The 22422-nt window shown below is 36.4% G+C and carries 20 protein-coding genes and 1 pseudogene; 3 read left to right on the top strand and 18 right to left on the bottom strand.

The features are described from left to right. A partial coding sequence (locus tag BMW29_RS13320) for a transposase (RefSeq protein WP_143047379.1) occupies window positions 1–251 on the top strand: 251 nt, incomplete at its 5' end. A 128-nt stretch (window positions 252–379) separates the two neighbouring features. On the opposite strand, the gene BMW29_RS13315 is transcribed toward BMW29_RS13320, so the two are convergent. Continuing rightward, window positions 380–1246, bottom strand: coding sequence for a class II fructose-bisphosphate aldolase (locus BMW29_RS13315; RefSeq protein WP_092654194.1), 867 nt, complete (start codon window positions 1244–1246; stop codon window positions 380–382). A gap of 498 nt (window positions 1247–1744) precedes the next feature. Here BMW29_RS13315 and BMW29_RS13310 point away from each other — a divergent pair, with 498 nt between their 5' ends. Beyond that, window positions 1745–2455, top strand: coding sequence for an Ig-like domain-containing protein (locus BMW29_RS13310; RefSeq protein ID WP_092654192.1), 711 nt, complete (start codon window positions 1745–1747; stop codon window positions 2453–2455). Between the two features lie 61 nt (window positions 2456–2516). Here the strand turns inward: BMW29_RS13310 and BMW29_RS13305 are convergent, their stop codons facing one another. The 17 genes and pseudogenes from BMW29_RS13305 to BMW29_RS13225 form a co-directional block, all read right to left on the bottom strand. After that, the gene (locus tag BMW29_RS13305) at window positions 2517–3515 is read right to left on the bottom strand and encodes an ABC transporter ATP-binding protein (protein ID WP_092654190.1); all 999 of its coding nucleotides are present in this window, start codon (window positions 3513–3515) and stop codon (window positions 2517–2519) included. Continuing rightward, window positions 3508–4563, bottom strand: a complete 1056-nt coding sequence (locus tag BMW29_RS13300; protein ID WP_092654188.1) for an ABC transporter ATP-binding protein — start codon at window positions 4561–4563, stop codon at window positions 3508–3510. The genes BMW29_RS13305 and BMW29_RS13300 overlap by 8 nt, the downstream gene beginning before the upstream one ends. 30 nt (window positions 4564–4593) lie before the next feature. Then, window positions 4594–6204, bottom strand: a complete 1611-nt coding sequence (locus BMW29_RS13295; protein ID WP_092654186.1) for an ABC transporter substrate-binding protein — start codon at window positions 6202–6204, stop codon at window positions 4594–4596. A 21-nt stretch (window positions 6205–6225) separates the two neighbouring features. Continuing rightward, window positions 6226–7149 (bottom strand): oligopeptide ABC transporter permease, encoded by a 924-nt coding sequence (gene opp4C / locus BMW29_RS13290; protein ID WP_092654184.1) that lies wholly within the window; start codon window positions 7147–7149, stop codon window positions 6226–6228. An 18-nt stretch (window positions 7150–7167) separates the two neighbouring features. Continuing rightward, a complete protein-coding gene (locus BMW29_RS13285) occupies window positions 7168–8118 on the bottom strand; it encodes an ABC transporter permease (protein ID WP_092654182.1) in 951 nt (316 codons plus the stop codon). Window positions 8119–8154: 36 nt separating this feature from the next. Then, on the bottom strand, window positions 8155–9336 hold the full coding sequence (locus BMW29_RS13280; RefSeq protein ID WP_092654180.1) for an amidohydrolase: 1182 nt from the start codon (window positions 9334–9336) through the stop codon (window positions 8155–8157). 45 nt (window positions 9337–9381) lie between these two features. Then, window positions 9382–10563, bottom strand: coding sequence for a M20 metallopeptidase family protein (locus BMW29_RS13275; protein WP_092654178.1), 1182 nt, complete (start codon window positions 10561–10563; stop codon window positions 9382–9384). 393 nt (window positions 10564–10956) lie between these two features. After that, entirely contained in the window at window positions 10957–11973 is a 1017-nt protein-coding gene (locus BMW29_RS13270; protein ID WP_218139671.1) for a WxLIP family cell surface protein, read from the bottom strand. Window positions 11974–12038: 65 nt separating this feature from the next. Beyond that, window positions 12039–12769, bottom strand: a pseudogene (locus tag BMW29_RS14250) (WxL domain-containing protein). 22 nt (window positions 12770–12791) lie between these two features. Next, window positions 12792–13541: a WxL domain-containing protein gene (locus BMW29_RS13260; protein ID WP_092654176.1), complete on the bottom strand. Its 750-nt coding sequence runs from the start codon at window positions 13539–13541 to the stop codon at window positions 12792–12794. Further along, the gene (locus BMW29_RS13255; protein ID WP_092654174.1) at window positions 13519–13848 is read right to left on the bottom strand and encodes an LPXTG cell wall anchor domain-containing protein; all 330 of its coding nucleotides are present in this window, start codon (window positions 13846–13848) and stop codon (window positions 13519–13521) included. Before BMW29_RS13255 ends, BMW29_RS13260 begins: the two co-directional genes overlap by 23 nt. A 12-nt stretch (window positions 13849–13860) precedes the next feature. Then, window positions 13861–15432: a leucine-rich repeat domain-containing protein gene (locus tag BMW29_RS13250; protein ID WP_092654172.1), complete on the bottom strand. Its 1572-nt coding sequence runs from the start codon at window positions 15430–15432 to the stop codon at window positions 13861–13863. Window positions 15433–15478: 46 nt separating this feature from the next. After that, window positions 15479–15895: an adhesive domain-containing protein gene (locus BMW29_RS13245; protein ID WP_092654170.1), complete on the bottom strand. Its 417-nt coding sequence runs from the start codon at window positions 15893–15895 to the stop codon at window positions 15479–15481. A 34-nt stretch (window positions 15896–15929) separates the two neighbouring features. Next, a complete protein-coding gene (locus tag BMW29_RS13240) occupies window positions 15930–17990 on the bottom strand; it encodes a leucine-rich repeat domain-containing protein (RefSeq protein ID WP_092654168.1) in 2061 nt (686 codons plus the stop codon). Between the two features lie 103 nt (window positions 17991–18093). After that, window positions 18094–18624 carry a signal peptidase I gene (gene lepB / locus BMW29_RS13235; protein WP_092654166.1) on the bottom strand — a complete coding sequence of 177 codons (531 nt, stop codon included), beginning with the start codon at window positions 18622–18624 and terminating at the stop codon, window positions 18094–18096. A 32-nt stretch (window positions 18625–18656) separates the two neighbouring features. Beyond that, window positions 18657–20117 carry an SIR2 family protein gene (locus tag BMW29_RS13230; protein ID WP_092654164.1) on the bottom strand — a complete coding sequence of 487 codons (1461 nt, stop codon included), beginning with the start codon at window positions 20115–20117 and terminating at the stop codon, window positions 18657–18659. 49 nt (window positions 20118–20166) lie between these two features. Continuing rightward, complete coding sequence (locus BMW29_RS13225) at window positions 20167–20634, bottom strand: transcriptional regulator, SarA/Rot family (protein ID WP_092654162.1); 468 nt, start codon at window positions 20632–20634, stop codon at window positions 20167–20169. A gap of 273 nt (window positions 20635–20907) precedes the next feature. Here BMW29_RS13225 and BMW29_RS13220 point away from each other — a divergent pair, with 273 nt between their 5' ends. Next, window positions 20908–22386: an AcpB/EbpR/MafR family transcriptional regulator gene (locus tag BMW29_RS13220; RefSeq protein WP_092654160.1), complete on the top strand. Its 1479-nt coding sequence runs from the start codon at window positions 20908–20910 to the stop codon at window positions 22384–22386. Window positions 22387–22422 lie beyond the last annotated feature (36 nt).

The following is a 22422-nucleotide window of genomic DNA, read 5'->3' as shown; positions in this document are numbered from 1 at the left end:
CAGATCAGTTCTTCCAGTTGCTTCAAACAATGCCTCATCATGTTCCAAAGGAACTTCATTATGTAAAAAAAGCATTTATTAAATATGAAGATGGCATTCGAATGGCTTTTAAAAAGAGCTACTCAAATGCACGATTGGAAAATCTTCACACTCATATCAAAACACTGAAACGCGTCTCTTATGGCTTTCGTAGCTTCTCAAATATGAGAACACGGGTATTTTTAATGAATGGTTTAATTCAATACGCATAAAAAACATTGGGGAAAGAATTTCTTCTTCCTCCAATGTTCATAGGTGACACTATCAGTCCGATTTGACAAAGTGCCAAAAAAACCTAGATCTCAGTGAGATCTAGGTTTTTTAGTATGGGTTTAGCTAATTAAGCTTTACCTTTAGAACCGAACCATTCAATTCTTTGTTTTACTAACTCAGTCACAGCAGTTGTTCCTGGAGCTAATAATTTACGAGGGTCAAAGCCTTTACCTTCAAGGTCTTTTCCTTCTTCAATATATTTACGAGTTGCAGCTGCAAACACTTCTTGACACTCAGTATTTACGTTGATTTTTGATACGCCTAAAGAGATTGCTTTCTGTACTTGCTCTAAAGGAATACCTGAACCACCGTGTAATACTAAAGGAATACCATCAGTGATATCAGCAATTGCTGCTAAAGTTTCAAAGCTTAGTCCAGACCAGTTTTCAGGGTATGAACCATGAATGTTACCAATACCTGCTGCTAAGAAATCAATTCCTGTGTCAGCAATAGTTTTACATTCTTTAGGATCAGCAAGTTCACCAGAACCGATAATTCCGTCTTCTTCGCCACCGATTGAACCAACTTCACATTCTACAGAAACATCTTTAGCGTGTGCTTTTGCAACAACGTCTTTAGCTTTTTCTAAGTTTTCGTCAAATGGTAAGTGAGAACCATCAAACATTACTGAAGTATAACCAACTTCAATACATTCTAATGAATCTTTGTATTCACCATGGTCTAAGTGAAGGGCAACTGGTACAGTAATTCCCATAGAATCAATTAAGTCTTTTACTAAATCGTAACAAACTTGATAGCCTCCCATGTATTTAGCTGCTCCCATAGAAGTTTGGATAATTACTGGCGAGTTAGACTCTTGCGCACCTTGTAAAATCGCTTTAGTCCACTCCAAGTTATTTGTGTTAAATGCACCTACTGCGTATTTACCTGCGCGCGCTTTTTTTAGCATTTCTGCTGCTGATACTAATGCCATAACTTAATTCCTCCTAATAAATAGTCTGATTTCGTATTACTTAAATCCTACATTACATCAAATTGTCTAGACAATCAACGCATAAGCATGAAGAATTCAGGAATCTACCCTCACATTGTATCAATTTTCTCAAAGAATTTCCATACAGATAGTGAAAATCCTTCAATTTAGCGCTTTCATTTTGCAAATACAGGGTAATTTCTTTCTTTTTTGTATTTTTGAAAATAAAAAGCTCTTTTTTATATGACTTCCTCTCATTTTATCTTTAATTGTTATCATTTTTTCAAAAAAAATCATAATAATTTTTTTATTTTTTTCAAATGATGACAAGAATATAGAGTATCTATTCTATAATTTACGGGAAATATTCAGTTTTAAAAGTAAATATGATAATTTTTCCCTCAAAAGCCAACCTAACAAATCTTTTGTTACCGTTTTGTTGCATTAACATTTCTTTAATGTTACAATAACATTACAAAGAGAAAAGGAGATGTTTTTATGAAAAAAAATGCTTTATATTTATTACTTGTTTGTTCTTTTGGAATGATTCTTACCGGATGTGGAAAAAGCAATAATGAAACAAGTGATTCAAAAAAAGAAAGTACACAATCATCAGAAAGCACAAAAAAAGTAAAGAAAGAAAAGAAAGATGAAAAAGACGAAAAAGAAGTAACAAAAGATGAAGAAAATTCTGCTAATACGCCAACAATATCTGAAGAAAAAGGCCTTGCAATGTGGGATGTATCGTATCATGCCGAATATACAGAAATTACAGGAAAAACTGCACCTGGCGCACAAATTTATATGACTAGTCTAAGTAATCCTGAACAAAATGGTGGCCTTTTTACAGCTGATGCGAATGGAAACTTCACTGCTATGGCACCACCCGCTGGTTTAGTAAGACTTGTAGCCTATCTAAACGATGAAGAGAGTGAAGCTTTTGATATAGAAATTCCTGCTGCTAGTGGAGATTTCGTGATTTCACAAATTGTATATGACATTCAAAATAATACAGTTACAGGTAAGACTGAACCTAATGCTCAAGTTATTGTCACAACACCTGATAATCCTGAACAAAATGCTGGTATCTTTATGGCTGATGGAAACGGAAACTTCACTGTTATTTCTCCTCATCATGAAAGAATCAGAATCATCGCTTATCTTGGAGATAAACAAAGTGAACCTTATAATATGACTATTGGACAATAAGACCTTTACATATGACTGTAAGTACAGATATTTTTCCCCCAAAAAAACCTTTATCACATTTTTAGACATGTGATAAAGGTTTTTTAGTTTCGTGATTAGACCATTTGTACAATTTGCTTTTTTTCTTTAATTTTGCTTGATAAGATGTTACTTCCTCTTCAGTACAATAAACAAAGTGTCCCTCTGTAATTTCTCTCATTGCAGGATATTCCGCATCCGTATATTGGTGCGCAGCCGAATCATAAGTAACTCGTTCACGTACCCGTTCTTCTTCAGGATCAGGCACCGGAACTGCAGATAACAGAGATTCTGTATATGGATGAAGTGGTGCTTGATACAATTCATCTGCTGGTGCCAACTCTAGCAATCGGCCACCATTCATAACGCCAATCCGATCACTAATATATTTCACCATTGATAAGTCATGGGCGATGAATAAATAAGTCAATTTTTTCGTTGCCTTTAATTCCTTCAGCAAATTCACAACTTGCGCTTGAATAGAAACATCTAAAGCAGAGATGGCTTCATCTGCAATAATAAATTTAGGTGAAACTGCCAATGCCCTAGCAATTCCTACACGCTGACATTGACCACCAGAAAGCTCTCTTGGATATCTTGTGGCGAATTCTCGACTTAACCCAACAAGCTCTAATAATTCATAAACCTTTTCTCTTCTTTCTTCTTTTGTTTTTGCTAATTGATAGACATCAATGCCACCAGCAATCGTCTCCATAATCGTCATTCTTGGATTTAATGAGGCATATGGATTTTGGAAAATCATTTGAATATTTTTTCGAAAAGCTAATAATTCATTACGCTTCTTAATGTGATTAATCTCTTTTCCTTCAAAAATAATTTCTCCAGCAGTCGCTTGATAAAGCTTCATCAAGGTTCGACCAGTAGTGGATTTCCCACAGCCAGACTCTCCTACTAAGCCAAAAATTTCTCCTTCATAAATATCAAAGCTCATATCATGAATCGCGGTCACTTCATTTTTTGAACCCGCATTAAATACTTGTTTTAGCTGTTTGACTTCTAACATTTTCTTGCGTTCAGTCATACACGTTCACCTCATTTTTCCGATATTTCGCCCAGCGATTTAGGATTTCTTGTGGTGGCGTTACGTCTGGCGCATCTGGGTGTAACAACCAAGTTGCTGCATAATGTGTAGGAGATACTTGAAACATCGGTGGCTCCTCTTCAAAATCAATGGCTAGTGCATATTGATTCCTTGAAGCAAATGCATCTCCGTTTGGTACATGAAGCAAGTTAGGTGGAGACCCAGGAATGGCATATAAATCTTGATTGCCAATTTCTAAGGTTGGCATCGAGGCTAATAACCCCCATGTATAAGGATGCTGCGGATGATAAAAAATTTCATCCACAGTTCCTACCTCCACTATTTCCCCAGCATACATGACCGCTACTCTGTCAGCGACACTTGCAACGACACCTAAATCATGGGTAATAAAGATAATGGAGGTGTCCATTTTTACTTGTAGTTCTTTCATTAGCTCAATAATTTGTGCTTGAATCGTTACATCTAGTGCAGTAGTTGGTTCATCTGCAATCAGTACTCTTGGATTACAGGCTAGTGCAATCGCAATCATCACACGTTGGCGCATCCCACCTGAAAATTGATGAGGATATTGCTTAATTCTTTTTTCGGGCATGGGAATCCCAACTAGTTCTAACAATTTCAGCGCACGCGCTTGCGCATTTTCTTTACTCATATTTTGATGAATGATTAAAGGCTCCATGATTTGCTTACCAATTGTCATGGTTGGATTTAAGGAAGTCATTGGATCCTGAAAAATCATTGCAATATCTTTTCCTCGAATATGCTGCATCTCTTTTTCTGTGCATTTTAGCAAATCCTGATCTTGGAATAAAATTTCACCAGAATGAATAGTCGTACTTTTTTTAGGTAGTAAGCTCATAATGGCTTTAGTGGAAACAGACTTTCCAGAGCCTGATTCCCCAACAATTGCTAAGGTCTCGCCTTTATATAAATCAAATTCAATCCCTCTCACAGCATGAAGTTCTCCTGCATAGGTATTAAATGAAATTGCTAAATCTTTTACTGCAAGCATTTTTTCTTTCGCCATATCCTCACCACTTTCTATGCCCTTATCAACTTATTTCATTTCCCATTGGTTTACGTTTTCTAATGAACCTTGCCAAAACTCTGTGATACCACCTTCAAGATTCTTATCTTTTACTTTTACATCTTTTGGTGAATACAATGGTAAAACAGGCATATCTTTTTGCCATAATTCTTGGAGCTCGTCATAAATTACTTTGCGTTTATCAGCATCTACTTCTTCTTTACCTGCTAGCAATAAGGCTTCATTTTTACTGCTATCGTATTTAGTAAAGTTGGCAGATCCATCTATACTATAGTAAGAGGTTGCATCTGGATCAACTGGCATCCCAAAGCCAAAGAGCATGAGATCAAAATCTCCGGCACGCCCTTTTTCCATCAGTGTGGCAAAATCATAAGTCGTTTGCTTCACTTTAAAGCCAGCTGCTTTTAAATCTTCTGCAATTAAGTTAGCAGACTGCTCTCTCACCTTATTGCCAAGAGGAACAACTAGATTAATTTCGCGATCCATATCATAATCTGACTTTTTAATGTATTCTTTTGCTTTTTCTACATCATATTCAATTGTTTTTAGCTTTTCATTTTGGTAAGGATTTTGACTGGTATAAATACTTTCAATCACTTCTCCATTCCCTTTTAAGAGCTTCTCTACAATTTGCTCACGATTGATGGCATGAGCAATGGCTAACCGAATATTTGGATCTGTAAAAACTTCAATATTCATTGGCATGACATAAGCATTTAAGTTTGGAGACATGGTTACTTCTAAATTATCCATTTTTTTGACTGTTTCCAAATCTTGGAAGGTAATATCGCCAATTCCACCACTTGCATTCATGGTTAAACCACCTGATTGGAATTCGGTTGCCATATTGGCTGAATTCATGATTTTAAAATAAACATTCTCAATTTTAGCTTTGCCTAAGTAATAATCTGGATTTGATTTTAGTTCAACTAATGAATCTTTTTTGTAATCCACAAATTGATATGGGCCACTTGTTACTTCTGGTTTCATCGCAAATGAAGCATTCGCAAGTTTTGCTGGATCTTCATTCTCTAATACATGCTTAGGTAAAATGAAAATGCCATATCCTAAAACTTCCTTCAAGTAGTTAGGGTCAACCGGTACTTTAGTTTTCAGTGTCACAGTTTGATCATCTACAGCAATTAAATTTGGAATTTCTGTTAAGCCTGCTTCTAACTTACCAGAAGCTTGTGTGCCTTCTAATGAAGAAACAGCTAAACCTCTTGTTGTTTCTACAACTGGATTGGCAATTAAATTATAGGTAAAAACGACATCAGCTGCCGTGATAGGCTGTCCATCCGACCATTTTGCCTCTTTATTTAATTTAATGGTATAATTCTGATTATCTTCTGTTTCAAAGCTATCTGCCAATTTTGGTGAAAAGGTTAACGGCTCTGGCATTTCTAATAAAGCATCATACATATAGCGCTGAACAAATCGGCCAGAAACATCTAGTGTATTCAGTGGATTAAAGCTTCCTGGTGAAGTAATCAACCCAATATATAAATGATCCTTATCCGATTTCTTCCCACCATCACTTGATTTCTTACCACCACATGCTGTTAAAACGAGCAACACCAAGCACATTGCTACAATTCCCATTTTCTTCATCATTTTCATTTAGTTTCCTCCTCACTAAGCCTAATTATTTGTTTCTCCTTCAATGGCATCGCGTAAACCATCGCCAATAAAATTAATCGATAAAACAGCCAATAAAATCATTAAACCGGGTGGTACCCAAAGCCATGGCTCCGATGATAACACTGTTAAAGATTGCGCCTGGGAGAGCATATTGCCCCAGCTTGATGCTGGTGGTCTGACACCCATCCCTAAAAAGCTCAGTGAAGCTTCTAATAAAATCGCATTTGCCACACCAAAAGTTGCATTGACTAAAATAGGAGACATGACATTCGGTAAAATTTGCTTAAATAAAATCTTTGGCGTACTATAACCTACTGAAATACTGGCTTGAACAAAATCCATTTCTTTAATGGATAAAACACTACCTCGTACTAATCTACACACAGCTGGCCAGCCTAAGAAGCCAATCACTAAGGTAATTGTGCCAACATTTGGTCCGATAATACTGACAATCACTAAGATCACCATAAAATAAGGGAATGACATAAAAATATCTGTTATTCTCATAATAAGGGCATCAATAAAGCCACCAAAGTAACCTGCAACAAGGCCTAGTACTGTACCGATTAAAACATAAATTAAGACGGCGCCAACCCCAACAATAATCGAAACCTGTGCACCATATACCAATCGACTAAAAACATCTCTACCAACCTCATCGGTGCCCAACCAATAGTCAGCAGAAGGCGGCGCTTCAAAATCCGCAGTCACCTCAGCAGGATGATGAGTGGCAATAACTGGCGCTAAAATAGCCATCAGTATTAACAATGTAAAAATAACAACACCAATAACTGCCATTTTATGCTTTAAAAAGCGCTTTGCTAACATCTTAAAATAGCTATCATGATGTGAGTTTCCTTCAGCCAATTTTTCTACTTGATGTACTGTTCGACTTTCAGAAACCAATTCAAATCTATTTTCCATCCTGTTCACCTCTGCTTTCTAATCATAATGAATTCTTGAATCAGCTGCTGAATACAGGATATCTGCTAGCATATTTGCGCCTAACACTGCAATGGCTGATAATAAATTAATTGCCATCAAGGTGGCATAATCTCTTGAGCTAATAGAAGAAATCGTCAATTGACCTAACCCTGGCCATTGAAAAATCTGCTCTGTCACAACGGCACCACCAATTAATTTAGGAATATCCATCCCAATCACGGTAATAATGGGAATCAGAGAATTTCTTAAACCATGTTTGATGACAACCATCATGGATTTCAAGCCTTTCGCTTTCGCTGTCCGAATATAGTCTTCCTTTAAAACTTCCAGCATACTGGAACGAACATAACGAATCATATTGCCACAAATACTGGCAGAAAGGACAATCACAGGTAAAATCATATGTTTGATTTGATCTACTAAACTACTGTCTCCACCTAATGTGGCCATACCACCCGTTGGTAACCAACCTAATTGTAAGGAGAATATGTAGACTAAACCTAACCCTAGAAAGAAGCTAGGAATCGAGACCCCTAAAAATGAACCACCTGTTGTGAGATAATCAATCCAAGTATTTTGCTTCACTGCACTTAAAATACCTAATGGAATGGCAATCAGATAACCAACCACTAAAGAGACACCCATTAATAGTAAAGTTGCGCCCATACGGTCAGCTAATAAATCCATCACAGGCTCTCTTGTTGCGAAGGAAAAGCCTAAATTCCCTTGAAAAAGTTCTCCCAACCATTTGAAATAGCGCACATACATTGGTTGATCTAGTCCTAATGCCGCTCGTGTCATTTCAATTTGATCAAGCGTAGCATCTGGATTAACATACATATCAACTGGATCGCCTGGCGCTAAATTCACAATGATAAACGAGCAAATCGTGACACCAATTAAGACCGGTATCGCAATCAATAGCCGTTTTAATAAATACTTTCTCATTCGCTTTCCCTCCGTTTCATAAGATATTCTAAATCTTTAAGCTAAATAATCTGCACAAATCGCTAAGAAAGCTTCTCCTGCTTGTAGCATACAATTTTCATCTACATTGAATTTTGGATGATGATGCGGATACGTAATGCCTTCTTTTTGATTACCTGCCCCCACATAGAAGAACGTTCCTGGTTTTTTCTCCACATAATAAGCAAAATCTTCTCCACCCATTGCTGCATCGACTTCGACCACTGCCGCTTCGCCAAATGTTTCTTTCATTAAGGAAACGACACGTTCCGTTTCAGCTGGATGATTGTAAACTGCTGGATAACCTCTTGTATAATCAAAATCAATCGTTGCATGATAGGCACCTGCGACGCTTTTCGCTAAATGTTCTAAGTTTTCTTCAATTAAATCACGAACTTCTGGTTGATAGGTACGGACTGTTCCTCTTAGCTCTGCTTTATCTGCAATGATATTGCAGGCCTCGCCACCCGCTTGAAAAGCTGAAAATGTGACAACAGCTGGCTTCACTGGGTCTACTAGGCGACTGACCAAGGTTTGTGCTTGGGCCACAATTTGTGAGCCAACCACAACTGCATCAACTGTTGTATGTGGTGAAGCACCATGTCCGCCTTTTCCTTGTAATTTCATTTCAAAGAAATCTGCTGCTGCCATGGCATAGCCATTGGTATAAGCAACATGTCCGACCTCAAGCGCTGATGAGACATGGATACCAAAAACAACATCCACACCCTCTAAGCAGCCTGCTTCCACCATTGATTTTGCGCCACCTGGTAAGACTTCCTCTGCATGTTGATGAATTAAGACGACTGTTCCTTTTAAATCTGCAGTATGATTTTGTAAGACCTTGGCAACACTTAACAAGGTGGCTGTATGCGCATCATGACCACAAGCGTGCATAATTCCCGGTACTTTTGATGCATAAGGCACATCATTTTCTTCTTGAATGCGCAACGCATCAAAATCTGCTCTTAAGGCAACTGTTGGACCTGGCTGTGCGCCTTTAATTTTTGCCACAATCCCATTTCCACCTACCTGCTCTTCAATATCTGTAATGCCAAATTCTTTTAAGCGAGCCACAATATATTTAGCCGTTTCTGTTTCTTCAAAAGAAGGCTCTGGATGCTCATGCAGATAACGTCTCCATGCTACTGTTTCCTCATAATTTTTTGCTAATTCCTCTTGCCATGTTTGATAAGTCATATTTGATTACTCCCTTTCTTCTTGTCCTATTTTGAGTTTTTTTATCTATCCTAAATAATGATCTACAATTTTTAAAAAGGCTTTTCCACTGGTTAATAAGGCTCTTTCATCAAAATCAAACTTTGGATGATGATGCGGATAGGTAATCCCTTTCTCTTCATTTCCTGCATTTACAAAGAAAAATGAGCCTGGTTTTGCTTGTAGATAATAAGCGAAGTCTTCACCACCCATTCTTAAAGGCGTGGATTCAACTGCTTCTACGCCAAAAGCTTCTTCCATTAATTCTTTGACTAGAGCCGTTTCTTTTGGATGATTATATAAAGCTGGATACCCTTTGGTGTAGCGCACCTCGCAGGTTGCTCCGTAACCAGCAGCAATTTGTGTGGCAATCTGTGTGATATCTGCTTCAATTTGCTCTCTTACTTCTGGTTGGAACGTACGAACTGTGCCTTTCAGCCTCGCTTTATCTGCAATAATATTATGTGCTTCCCCACCAGCTTGGAAAGTCGAAACGGTTAAAACAGCTGGCTTGACTGGATCCACCTGTCTACTGACGACACCTTGTAAAGCATTGACGATTTGTGCTGTCACAACTACCGCATCTACTGTTGTATGTGGCGAAGCACCATGTCCACCTTTTCCTTGAATGTCGATTTCAAAGAAATCTGCAGCTGCCATCGCATACTCTGAACAGTAGGTTACTTTACCGAATTCCATTGGTGCTCTCAAATGAATCCCGTAAACTGCATCTACACCATCAAGTGCTCCATCTTCAATCATGGCTTTTCCACCACCAGGTAAAACTTCTTCTGCATGTTGGAAAACAAACACAACTTTTCCTGTAAGCTCATTCTTAAATTGTTGCACAACCTTTGCCACACTGAGTAACGCTGCAGTATGACCATCATGCCCACAAGCATGCATGATGCCTGGTGCCTCTGAACGAAAATCATGTTGCGTTTCCTCTTCAATCCTTAATGCATCAAAGTCTGCTCTTAAAGCAATCGTAGGCCCTGCCTGACCACCAGTCACAGTTGCAACAATCCCACCTTCGCCAACAGGATAACGAACATCAGTGATGCCGAATTCTTCTAATCTTGCTAAAACATAAGCTCGGGTTTTTGTTTCTTCAAAGGAAGGCTCTGGATGACGATGTAAATGCCTTCTCCAAGAGACTGTTTCACCAAAATTTTCTTCTAATACTGCTGTCCAAGTTTGATAACTCATATTGCTTTCCTCCTCTTGTTAAACTGCCTTCTTACAAAAATAGCGAATAAAAAAACAAGCTTCTTAAGATATAGAAGCTTGCTCAACCTACCCAGTTGATAAAGCCCCGTAAAATCTACACAAACTAGGACTCAACCAACTAATAAATAGTTAAAGTAGAACCCTGGGCTAAATCACTAAAATAATTAAAAAAGAAGCATTTCCTTGTTTTTGTTTTTCTATGTATGTTTGTCTCATCAGTCAATAGCTCCTCTCTGTTTTGAATCATTTTTGCTATCTTATCGTTTTTTTGGACGCATGTCAATACTAAATTCGGAATTTTCTGAATATTTAAACGATATCGACAAAAAAAGATTCAATCTGTTAAATTGAATCTTTTTATGAGCATCATGCTTATTTTTTTCTTTTAAAGATTAAGTAAAGTGCGAGCATTAACAACATACCACCTAATGCACTTAATAAAATATAAAGCCATGTGTAGTCTTCATGAATGGTCACATCTGATTTGTTCAACTCTTTCGCTTCATCTGCATCAATTGTAAATTCTTGTTCAAAATGCCACGTATTTTCACCAGAGCTGGCATCCATATTCAATACATAGGTTCCTGCTGCCAACTTCTCTCCTTCTAACATTGTTGGAAAATCAAAGTTAGAGTTTGGAGCCATTTGCATCGCTTCTTTTGTGGTACGGTATAACACATCTTTGCTCCCTTTTTTACTAATTTCTGTTGTTACCTTTAATTGATTTACAAAGGTTGGGGTGATATTTTGTAAATTGGCTTTGATTGCATTTCTGGCATTGACTTGATCTGCTACCACTTGATTTAAGGCTAACTCTGGTTTGACTGCCTCGTCTGACTCGCTTAGTACAATTCCAACGACATAGGCATATTCATTTTTAATCGCTAAGTTATTATCTTCTTGTGTTGTTGTGCTTTCTTCTTCACTTTTTTTCTCTTTGAAAGTGATGCCTCCTGCTAAAATTCCCTTGTATGCTTCCGGTGGCATTTTTACTTTTAAAGAGACCGTGATACTTGATTGAGCTGGAATTGTAACAGACTCATCTACTGTGATTAAATCTTTTAGGTTATACAATAAACTCTTGTCTAGCTCCTTATCAGATTCACCGTATTCTACGACGCCATTAATATTCGTAAACGCTGAATTGATTTTTGGCTCTACGATGATTTCTTTTTCTGTATCATTTCTTAAAACGACTTCTAGCGTTTGCTCCTGACCTGGGGTCATTTTTAGCTCAAAGTAGCTTTTCTTTTTATCTATTTGATTTTCTGGAATGACTGTCTCTACCGCAAAATTCAATTCAGCGGCTGAGGCATTATTTTTAAAAAATAAAAAGCTTCCTGATAAGAGCAATAAACTAATAATCGCTAGATGGATGATTTTTTTCAACTTGTTCAGCTCCCTTTGAGAATGAAAAGCATCGGTTGACTCACAACCGATGCTTTTTCGTGATTTTATTGTCCTGGTACGTCTGTTAATGACCAAGTAATGGTTGTAGTATAAGCTTCTGCTAATTTCGCTGTTTTTCCTGGTACATTTAAGTTGATACTTTCTGCTTTTGTGGCATCATTCCCAAAACGATAAACGAAGGTTCCGGCACCTTCTCCATTTTTCGCTGCCATCACATTTTCCGCAGCGCCTAAGCCATCTGTTCCTAATGAAAAGCTTGTTTTTACAACAGATGGTACCGCAGAGGTTGAAACCGTTACAACTTCCGCATTGTTGAAGGTAATTAATGCGCCTGTTAATTCACGACCTGTTGCTGTTTTAAATTGGCCATTTTGTTTTACTTGTAAGCCCCAGCCTTTTTCTGTACCACGAGTATCAGAGACTTGAACATAGTTTGGTTTTTCCGCGCCTGCTGTATCTTTTTGAGCAACAGCTTGATAGTCTTTATCTTCTTTTGAAATTTCTTGCTCACCAAAATATAAAGAAGAAGCATAATCTAAACTTAATGGTCCTTTTGTTCCTGCTCAATTGGTTTTGTTGGATCTACTGGGTCTACTGGATCAAGTGGTTTACTTGGATCAAGTGGATCAACTGGCGGGGTTATCTCATCTCCACCTGATTTGAATTTAACAGTTGCATTTGAGTCGTACTTTCCTACTTCTTTTGCACTTACTGGATTTGCTGAAAGACCGATAAGGGCTAAAATTGCTGCGCTGAATGTGACTACTTTTTTCATGTGAATGGCTCCTTTTTTCTGATTATTTTCCTGGGACATCTGATAGTGTCCAAGTTAATGAGGTGGTATATTTGACTGCATCTTTTGGCGTTTTACCTGGAATACTTAAGCTAATGGCTTTATTTTTTTTAATCGTTTCTGTGCCTTCAATTATATCTTCTACTGAACCAAATACACTCAACCATAAGCCTTCCCCTTCATCTACTTTTGCACTCATCACTGGTACACTTGCACCAGCTGGATCTAATGTCATTTTATAAGTAGTTGGTGCAGTTACATCCTCCATTGAAGTAACAGCTGCCCCTTGTTCGAAGACAATTTCTGCACCTGTTAAGACTTTATGTTTTGTATCTTTGTTTGTAAATTGACCATTTTGTTTGACTGATAAGGTCCAACCGGCTGAGGTACCACGGTTGTCAGAGATTTGGACATAGTTTGGTACAATTTCTCCATCAGCTCCTGTAAGTGCATTTGCATAATAAGTGACATCTTTATTGGTAATCTCGTTACGACCAAAATTAAGTGGTGAAGCAAAGTCAATACTTAACGGACCTTGTGTACCGGGTTCAATTGGTTTTAACGGATCATCTGGGTCAACTGGGTTAATTGGTTTTGTTGGATCAGTTGGATCAACTGGTGGTGTGATCGACTCACTGGCTTTAAACTCAACAATTCCTTCTGACGGATAATTTTTTTCTGCCGCCTGGACTGTGGATAGTGACAAAAGAGCTGTCGCTATAATGATTGCACTAGTTGTTAATTTTTTCTTCATAATCAAACACTTCCTTTTTCTTTTTTCTATAAGTATAAATTAGTAAGCAAATCAGCAAGACGCCTACTACTTGATAGACCATTTCATTTTGTACAGGTGAACCTGTTCGTGGTAATACTGTATTAGTTGTTGCACTAGGGTTAGTTGCAACTATTCCTTTTGGTGGTTCTGGAATTTCCTCGCTTGGTTCGATATATTCGCCAAAGAAACTAGCGGTTGCATCATGCTGGTAATTGACCGCAGCGGATGCCGTTGTGATAGGCTGGATTAAGCATAAGATACCTAATAAAGCAGCTATTTTTTTCATGGGTTGCCTCCTTTACTCGTAACCACTTGGCACATCTTGTAGCTTCCACTCGATTACACCACTATAAGTCTCAGAAAATGCTTGCCCTGGTTCAATTTCTAGAAATAGGCCATTTGTTGTTTGATTCCAACTATCAGAGATATTAAATGGTTGATCGTTGCTATTTTTTTGTTGATAAATCACGATATCAAAAGTATTTAAAATGCTATCCATCCCATTTAAGCGGTAATGAATACTATTTGTTAATTGCTGCTCATTTGAGGCTGTTAGCTCTTTGGTCATTTTGGCTGTCATGCGCCAGTTCGTTTTTTCTTTTCTATTGTCTTGTACTGATAACGCATCATTCAGACTAATTAATGGATAAACTTGTTTTTTTGTACTAATTGTTAAGTCACCTCCAAAAGATAACTCAGTTGGTGCGCTGATAAATGTTAGGGCAGGTGCAACTAAGTTTAGCTGCACAGTTTGGTCGGTTAAATTATGATCATTTTCTGCAGTAGGAAATAATTCATTGATAGGTTTTTCTTTGCTGTTTAACCTAACTTTCGCATAGATGGTGCCACTTTTGATCACAACGCCGTCTTTGATATAGGTTTCTAGTGCTATTGGCTCTCCATTTTGGTTGGTGTATTCTTCAAGTTCTGCCACATAGCTTAAATTCTTTATGAAGTTACCAGTGTTTCCTGGATTCTTACTAATTAAACGTGATACTGCCAAAATACGAGACATTTGAATATCATCAAAATATCTAACATTATCAAAAACTAGTTCGCTCGTTAAAGTGAATTTTGTTTGTAATCCGCCTGTCCAACTAAGATTGGGTAAGATGTCTTTTAATTTTTGATCAATCGTTGTCGGTAAAATATTGTTGGTTAAATCGATAGACGTCAATTGTGTTAAATTTTTTAATGATTCTGGTAGGGTCATTAAGTTATTACCAGCAAAGCTGAGATTCGTTAAATTCGTCAGATTCCCTATACTATCCGGCAACATCATCAACCCGCCGTTGTTCATTTGTAACTCGGTCAGTTTTGTTAAATTGCCAATGCCTTCTGGGAGCGTAGGGATGGTATTATTATTTAAATTAATCTTTTTTAAATGTATGAGTGTTAACAGCTGTTCTGGGAATTTTGTCAATTTGTTATCTCGCAAATCAATCTCTGTTAGCTCTGTTAAATTTGATACTGTACCTGGAAGCTCACTAATACCTGTTTGCATTAAAGTTAAGGAAGTTAAATTTTTTAACTGATCAATTTCATCTGGCAGTTTTTTACCATTTAGATTATGATTTGAAAAATCAATTCCTGTTAACTGAGGCATTTCGGTTAACAATTCAGGAAAATCTGTGAATGCCGTATAATTTAACCGTATTCCTTTTAAGCTTTGTATTTCTTTCAGCGCACTTGGTAATGTTCCAATAGGTGTGTTGTCTATATTTAAACTAAATAAATTTTGAAGTTTTCCAATTGCATCAGGTATTGCCTTAAATGAGGAGTTACTAACAGATAACATTCCAAGATTGTAAAAAATATCAATACCTGTCAAATCTCCAATTACGTATAGTGTTAAATCAAATACACCCATCACATCTTTTTCTGTTAGTGGATCTGTTACATTCTTAAATAACTTCTTAGCGATTGGATAAAACAGTATCCTCTTCTCTCGTTACAGAGGCTTGAAATGAATAGCTGCCAGGTTCGAGTATTTCTAGCTCAATTGTCATGAAGCGGTTCTCTATTTCTGCATTTTCCCAATCAATGATTAATTGATTTTGAGCCTGATCATAAGTAACCGTTCCACCTTCATTCCCAGTAGCAGTCATGACAACATTAGTAGGTAGAGGTAATCGGACTTTCGTATCTAGATGATTGGCATCTGTGATTGTTATCGTTACTTTATCTTCCGCAGTACCTATTTGCTGCTCACTTGTAAGGGTTAAATCAGAGACAATTGGATAATTTGCTGAGAGTTCTGTCATTTTGAAGCTAACAAATATGAAGCCAATAAAAAAGGTAAGAATGACCCAATTCCTAAGCTTTTTATGCATCTAAATCACTTCCTTTTTAGTAACCAGCATCCTTTTATTCCGTTGCATTGCTTGGGACATCTTGTAGCTTCCATTCGATTGTACCGGTATATTCCTCTGCTAGCGCTTGTCCTGCTTTGATTTCTAAGAATAAGCCGTTTAGGTCATCTTTTAGCCACGTATCTGAGATGTTGAAGGGTTCATCGCTAGTATTTTGTTGAGTGTAGATGTTTAGTTCGGTTTTGTTTAAGATGTTATCTTCTCCATTTAGTCGGTAATGGAGGCTGTTTTCTAGTACTTTATTGTTTGGTGATGTGAGTTCTTTGGTCATTTTGGCTGAGACAGTCCATGGCGATTTATTGATGCGATTATCTACAATGGTTAAAGGTGCATCAAATGATTTTAATGGATAAGTTTTATTTTCTGTACCAATTGTTAAAGAATCACCAAAGGAAATTGTTGAAGGTGCACTTGCAAGGGTAACTTCTCTTTTAATGAGTTCAATTTTAATTGAATCATCTGTTAGCGCATTGTCGCTATTATTAGGAAATACCCCTGAACCAGCAGCTCTCACTTTCCCATGAATCACACCAGATTTGATAATTTGTCCATTTTTTACATAATCTTCAATATCAATAGCTTCTCCTTGATCATTTGTATAGCCGTCTAATAAATAGTCTTGTGTAGAAAATTGATCTTTTGTATTCAGAAAACCCATTAATGTTTTAGACTGAGTTAGTTCCTGCCATTTACTATCTTCATCAATTGTTACAGAGATGTCTTTGCGTGATAAAGACAATTTTAAATATTGTACTTTCATCCCTGGTACAACCTCTTCAACAACCGACATAAACTTCAAATAGGGAAATGCTAGGTTTAATTGATTAATTGCATCAGATGGTAAATAGGTTAAATCTACAGCTAAATTTCCAGTATTTCTCTGTGTACCTTGACCACTTTCTTCTAACGTTTTACCTGTTAAATTCAGTTTACCAATACTTTTTGGTAAACTTGTTAGAGGACACCCCAGAAACATTAACGAATCTAGTTTAGTTAATTTTCCTAAATCTTCTGAAATACTTGTTATTGCCATTCCACTTATATTTAGTAACTTCAATTCAGTAAGACTCCATATACTTTCTGGCAAAGAACCAATTTTGAAATTAGAACCTAGGTCTAAATACTCTAACTTAGTTAGATTCCCTATACTCTCAGGAATAGTTTCTATTTTATTTTGATAAAAATCTATCAGTTTCAATTCAGTTAGATTCTCTATGCTCTCAGGAATAGCTTCTATTTTATTAAATGCTGCATACAAGTTTTCAAGATTTTTAAAAACATCAATTCCTTCTATAGATGTTACTTCGAAACGAACAACTTCTATCATCGTTGTTGTTTCTACATCTTCTCTGGTGAGTGGATCCGTAATTTCTTTTTCTAGTGTACGTGCTACTTGCTTTGCAAACATTGGATCTGGAAAAATATCTTTAATCGGCAATCCAATTCTAGGGTCGTCGGTCTCTCCTACTCGTGTTTCTGCTGCTTCGTTTTCTATTATTGGCTGCTCTATATTTTCAATTTTCTGCTGTGTCTCTGCACTAGGCTCCTTTTGGTGCTCTTCCTCAACTACTTCAGGTTGTTCATTCTCTACAGGTACTTCTACTTCTTCCTCATATGCATCCTCAATGATATTGATAGCAACTGGTTGTGAAGCAACCGATTCTTCTTCTCTCATCACATTTGCTTGAAATTCGTAACTTCCTGCTTCACTAGCACGCAACTCAATCGTAACATAGCGATTCTCTTCTTCTTGATTATTCCAATCAATGACTAATTGATGATTTGTTGCATCATAAGTTACACTACCATGTTCATTTTGTGAGGCAATGAATGAAATATTCTCAGGTAAGGGCAACCATACTTTGCTATCTAGTACATTCGCATCTACTATTTTCAGTTGGAAGGGTTTGCTCATCATTCCTTCTTGTTGCATACTTTCAATCGTTAAATCTGGTACAATGGGATAGTTTGCTAACAGGGTATTGGCTCTTATGCTAACCAACAGCAAACCGATAATTACCATTAATGCACTTATTTTTTGTTGCTTTTTATTCAAATTCTTACACCTTCTTTATGTAGTAGTTGTGCCAAAAATCAAAAGTTTTATCACAACCACGTAAATTGCTTCTATAAACGGTGGCCAAAAGTCAGCCTCTCTCTTATTTCAACTGATTAACTCTTGAAAATGGCCAGATAATTAAATTGGCTCTGCCTTTGATATCCTTTTGATCAATAAAACCGAAGTCTCGACTATCTCGGGAATATAGGCGGTTATCTCCCATCACAAATAGTTTATTGGGTGGCACGGTACTGGCACCGGTTAATTCTTTTAGTGTGAAGTCCTTCATTAATTTTTCACCGTCCTGCAGCTCTTCTCGTTCTTGATCTAAATAAGATTCGTCTTGGGCTTTGCCATTAATAAAAAGTACATCATCTTTGACTTCTATGGTGTCACCAGGCATTCCAATCACACGCTTAATGTAATCTTTTTGCGGGGCATCTGGTGATTTAAAAGCAACGACTTCAAATCTTGTAACGTTTAAATCAAATTTATTTAAGAGAACATAGTCTGAAGAGGTTAAGGTAGGCATCATTGATTCTCCCTCGACAACAGCGGGTGAGAAGAAAAATTTCGTTAAAAGAAAACCTATGAGCATAATGGTTGCCAGTGAAATAAGTGCATATTTCATGACAGCTCCTTTAACCTGTTTCGGTTGATGCTTTAGGCTTCTATGCTGTGACGGTGTTGTTGCTTTTTTCTTTCGTAACCTGTTTTTTCTTGCTGATATTTTTCTTTACGTGATATAAAGGGACGCTGTTCTATTGTTTCGTTTGCACGCGAGAAAGGCGCTGTTTGGACTTTTTTAGTTGCTTCTTTTTTAGCTATTATTTGTTGTTTTTGTGCGTTTTTGATGCGCGTCTCTTTTTCTCTATGAAAGGCATCTAATTCTGCTTTATTTTGTTGTTGCTCTTCTAGCTCTAAATGAGCTAAAAATGCCTCTAAATCAAATTTTTCTTTGTTTTTTTGTGCGTTTTCTTGCGCTGGCGACTTTGGGTGCTCGATTTTTGGCACTTCATGGTGCTGTTTTTTTTCTAATGCGGGATCTTTTGCTGCTGGTATCGTTACAGCTGGTTGTACCATTTCAAAAGCTGTCGCTCTTTTTTGTGAAGCTACTTGTAACTGTTCTAATTTTTCCAAAGGACTTTTTATGCTATCCTCTGCTGGATAAGCTTGTTGCTTCGCTTCAAATTGAAAAGCTGGATTGAAATGGGTTTCTTTTAAATATTGAAAAATAAGGGCTTCATCACAAGACTCGATTAATTGAATCTCTTGTTTTGTGGCTTCATCTAAGTAGGTTTTCTGGCTGATTGCTTCATTAGCTGTGTTAAAATTCACCAATGAAATTGTCGCTTGTGCTGCTTCTCTATCTTCAAAGTAGCCAAAGATACCTTTTAATAAGTCTTGATAGCTAACATCTGTTGTTTCGTAGCCTACAAATAAAAGTGGACGCTCCTCTGCTAATGCTGCTAGTTTGGTAAATAGCACAACTTCATCGTTTTTATTTTTTGCCTTGTCTTCTTCTGTAAAAATAAGCGAAGCAGGTTGATGAATAGAGCCATTTATTTTATAAATATTTAATGTATCCTCTGCTTCATCAAAAATTCCTTTTGCTCCCATAAAGACACGGTATTGTTTTTGTCTTGCTTCTAGTATTCGCTCAATAAACACAGCGTATGATGATGTCACAAGATAAGGCGTTGCCTCTAGTAGCTGTCCTAAATTGCTGTTTCCTGATATATCTAGCTGATCAGGTGCTAAAACTTGTAGTATTTCTTTCATTCCTTGTTTGAATGGTGGAATTTTTGTTACATAAGCATCTTTTTGACTAAATCCATCCAGCTTAAATGTGCCATTATAGAAAGCTTCATCATATTCAAAGGCAATTTGTGTTGATATTTGGGCGAGCATTTTTGCTTCAATTTGTTGTTGTTGCCATGTTGGATGTGCTAATTTTATTTCTTGTTCAAGCTTGTTTAATCGTGCATAAAATTTAGATTCATCTACTTCATAATGTGATTCTGCCCATAATAGCTGAACAAGCTCTATCTGAGTGGGCCAATGCTGGTAGGACTTTTTCAATATTTGTGGGCCAATAAATAAGACTGGTGGATAATTAGACACATGAATTCCCTTCCTTTCCTTCTTAATTAATTATTAAATTCTTGCTGACTTAAATAGTCACCGTTGAGCTTTTCATGGTCTGCATGGATTGAAGTAATAGCATCGTTAATTGATTGATATTTCCACTCCTATTAAGATCATGTTCTAGCGCTTTTTCAGGAGGCCTTTTTTGAATATTTTCTAATAACGCTAAACCAGCTTCTGTGATGTAGGCATTAGTTATCCGGGAATCTATATGAGACTTTTGTATTTGTAGTAAGCCTCTATCTGCTAATTTTTTTGTGCTATTCTGTGCTGATGAAATATGCATGCAACCAGATTTGGCTATTTCGCTCACTGTACTGATCTCAACTTGCGATAAATGATACAAAATACTGATCTGCGAAACGGTTAATTGATATTCTTTTAAAAAGGGTACCCATATCTGCTCAAGCTCAAATAATATTGATTTTGTGGCATAAAATAAATCTTTATGTAGAGCCAATGTATTCATATGACATATTTGTGTTTGTTGCATCTGAATACCTCCTTCTCTTTATTTTTATATTAGTCATTTTTTTGCTAAATAAGCAGCCTTTTTAATACAATTTAAGTATAATATAAAATATTCCAGTATAACATTTCATCTTTTGCTTTATTTTTTACATTTCTTGATAATAGCTGAGCAAGCTGGAGATTATTCACTTTCAAAAAAGAAATAGGACTACAAAAGTCAAATAGAAAATTGACTTATATTGAATTTTTTGCTATCCTCAGCTTCATAAGAAGCACAATTAAAAGGAGCTATTAGATGTATCGCTTATTAGATAAAAAATATATCAAAAGAATGGAAATTATCAAAAAACTATACGAAAATACCGATAATTTAAAAGTAAGTGATATTGGAAAACAAATAGGCAATGATTTTAGAACAACGCTACTTTTATTGGAAGACATTCAAAAGGATATTATGACTAACCAGTGGGAGAACTTGCTACAATTTAATGTCAAACCTGTAAAGAAAAGCACCATTGATATCACAATTGGAGAATCGTTTTCACTCAACACCTTCTATGCGTATTATATGAAGAAAAGTTTCTGTTTTGAGTTTTGTATGGCTATCTTCACAGGTCAATATCAAACTCTTCAAGCCTTTTCAGAGGAACATTATGTGAGCATCCCTACTATTTATCGAAAAATAAAACCTTTAAAAGAACTATTAGAAGAATTCCGCTTAACACTAGACTTAGCTACACCAAATTTAATTAATGGAAAAGAACATCATATTCGTTATTTTTTCTTTGTCTTGTTTTGGGAGATTTTCCATTCTTCCAATATTTTTTTTAAGGATGCAACCAAGATTAGAAAGCTAGTAAATAGTATTGGCAGTCAATATTTTTCCTTTTCACCTGCCTCTCTTTTAAAACTAGAGATTATGTTAGCCATTATCATTGTTAGAAGAGAGCAATCATGCTTCCTAGTGGAAGCTTTCTCATTAGAAATTTATTCTAAAACTTTAAAAGATTTCAAAGCTGGTATTTTACAGTTCTTTGAATATTTCAACCTTTCAAATAAATCCTTTTTGGAAAACGATGTTGACTTTCTTTATTCATTTTTTACACTTACGGATACTTATTCATGGGAACATTTTGAAAATTTACCGCTTGAGTTTTTCAGTTTTTCTGCTGCTGCCTTTCAGGTAGCTAAGCAATGGGTAGCATTATTTTCTTCATTTTTTTCAATTAAGCTGAGTACTCAGGATAAGCATTATCTTTTAATCAATTTGATTTGTATTCATACACGTAAAGACTTTTTCCCAGAAAACAAATTTTCAATTGGCACAACTTCTTATCAGGAAGTACTCAATAAAACGCACCCTCATCTTTTAAAGCATATGTTGCTTTTTTTCAAAGTGGTTGAGAAACAAACAACCATCACTTTAAATGATCAGCTTCGTTTATCATATGCTGTACTGGTACGAGATATGATAAACCGATTAGGTCCTAGTTTAAATTTATGTGTATTCTCTAGTATTAATGAAGAACAACAGCAATCGCTCGTTAGACATATAAAAAGATACTGCTCTATGCCGCTCCATTTTGAATCAACCATTTCGGCTACTACAGATTTAGTCATTTCAGATTTTCCAATGGATTATTCTTTTTTTGATTATCAACAAGAAAGTCATTTTCAATGGAATTCCTTTCCAACACAAAAAGAGTGGACTGCTTTAACTAAAAAAATGGAGGATTTATACTTCAACGCCTTTGATCAAATCATGGCACTATAATTTATGGGACTGATAGAAATTATTCTATTGGTCCCA

This window comes from Isobaculum melis, from assembly GCF_900111355.1.
GTDB lineage: Bacteria > Bacillota > Bacilli > Lactobacillales > Carnobacteriaceae > Isobaculum > Isobaculum melis.
The sequence above is the reverse complement of the archived record's forward strand: the minus strand, read 5'-3'. Positions and strand labels throughout refer to the sequence as shown.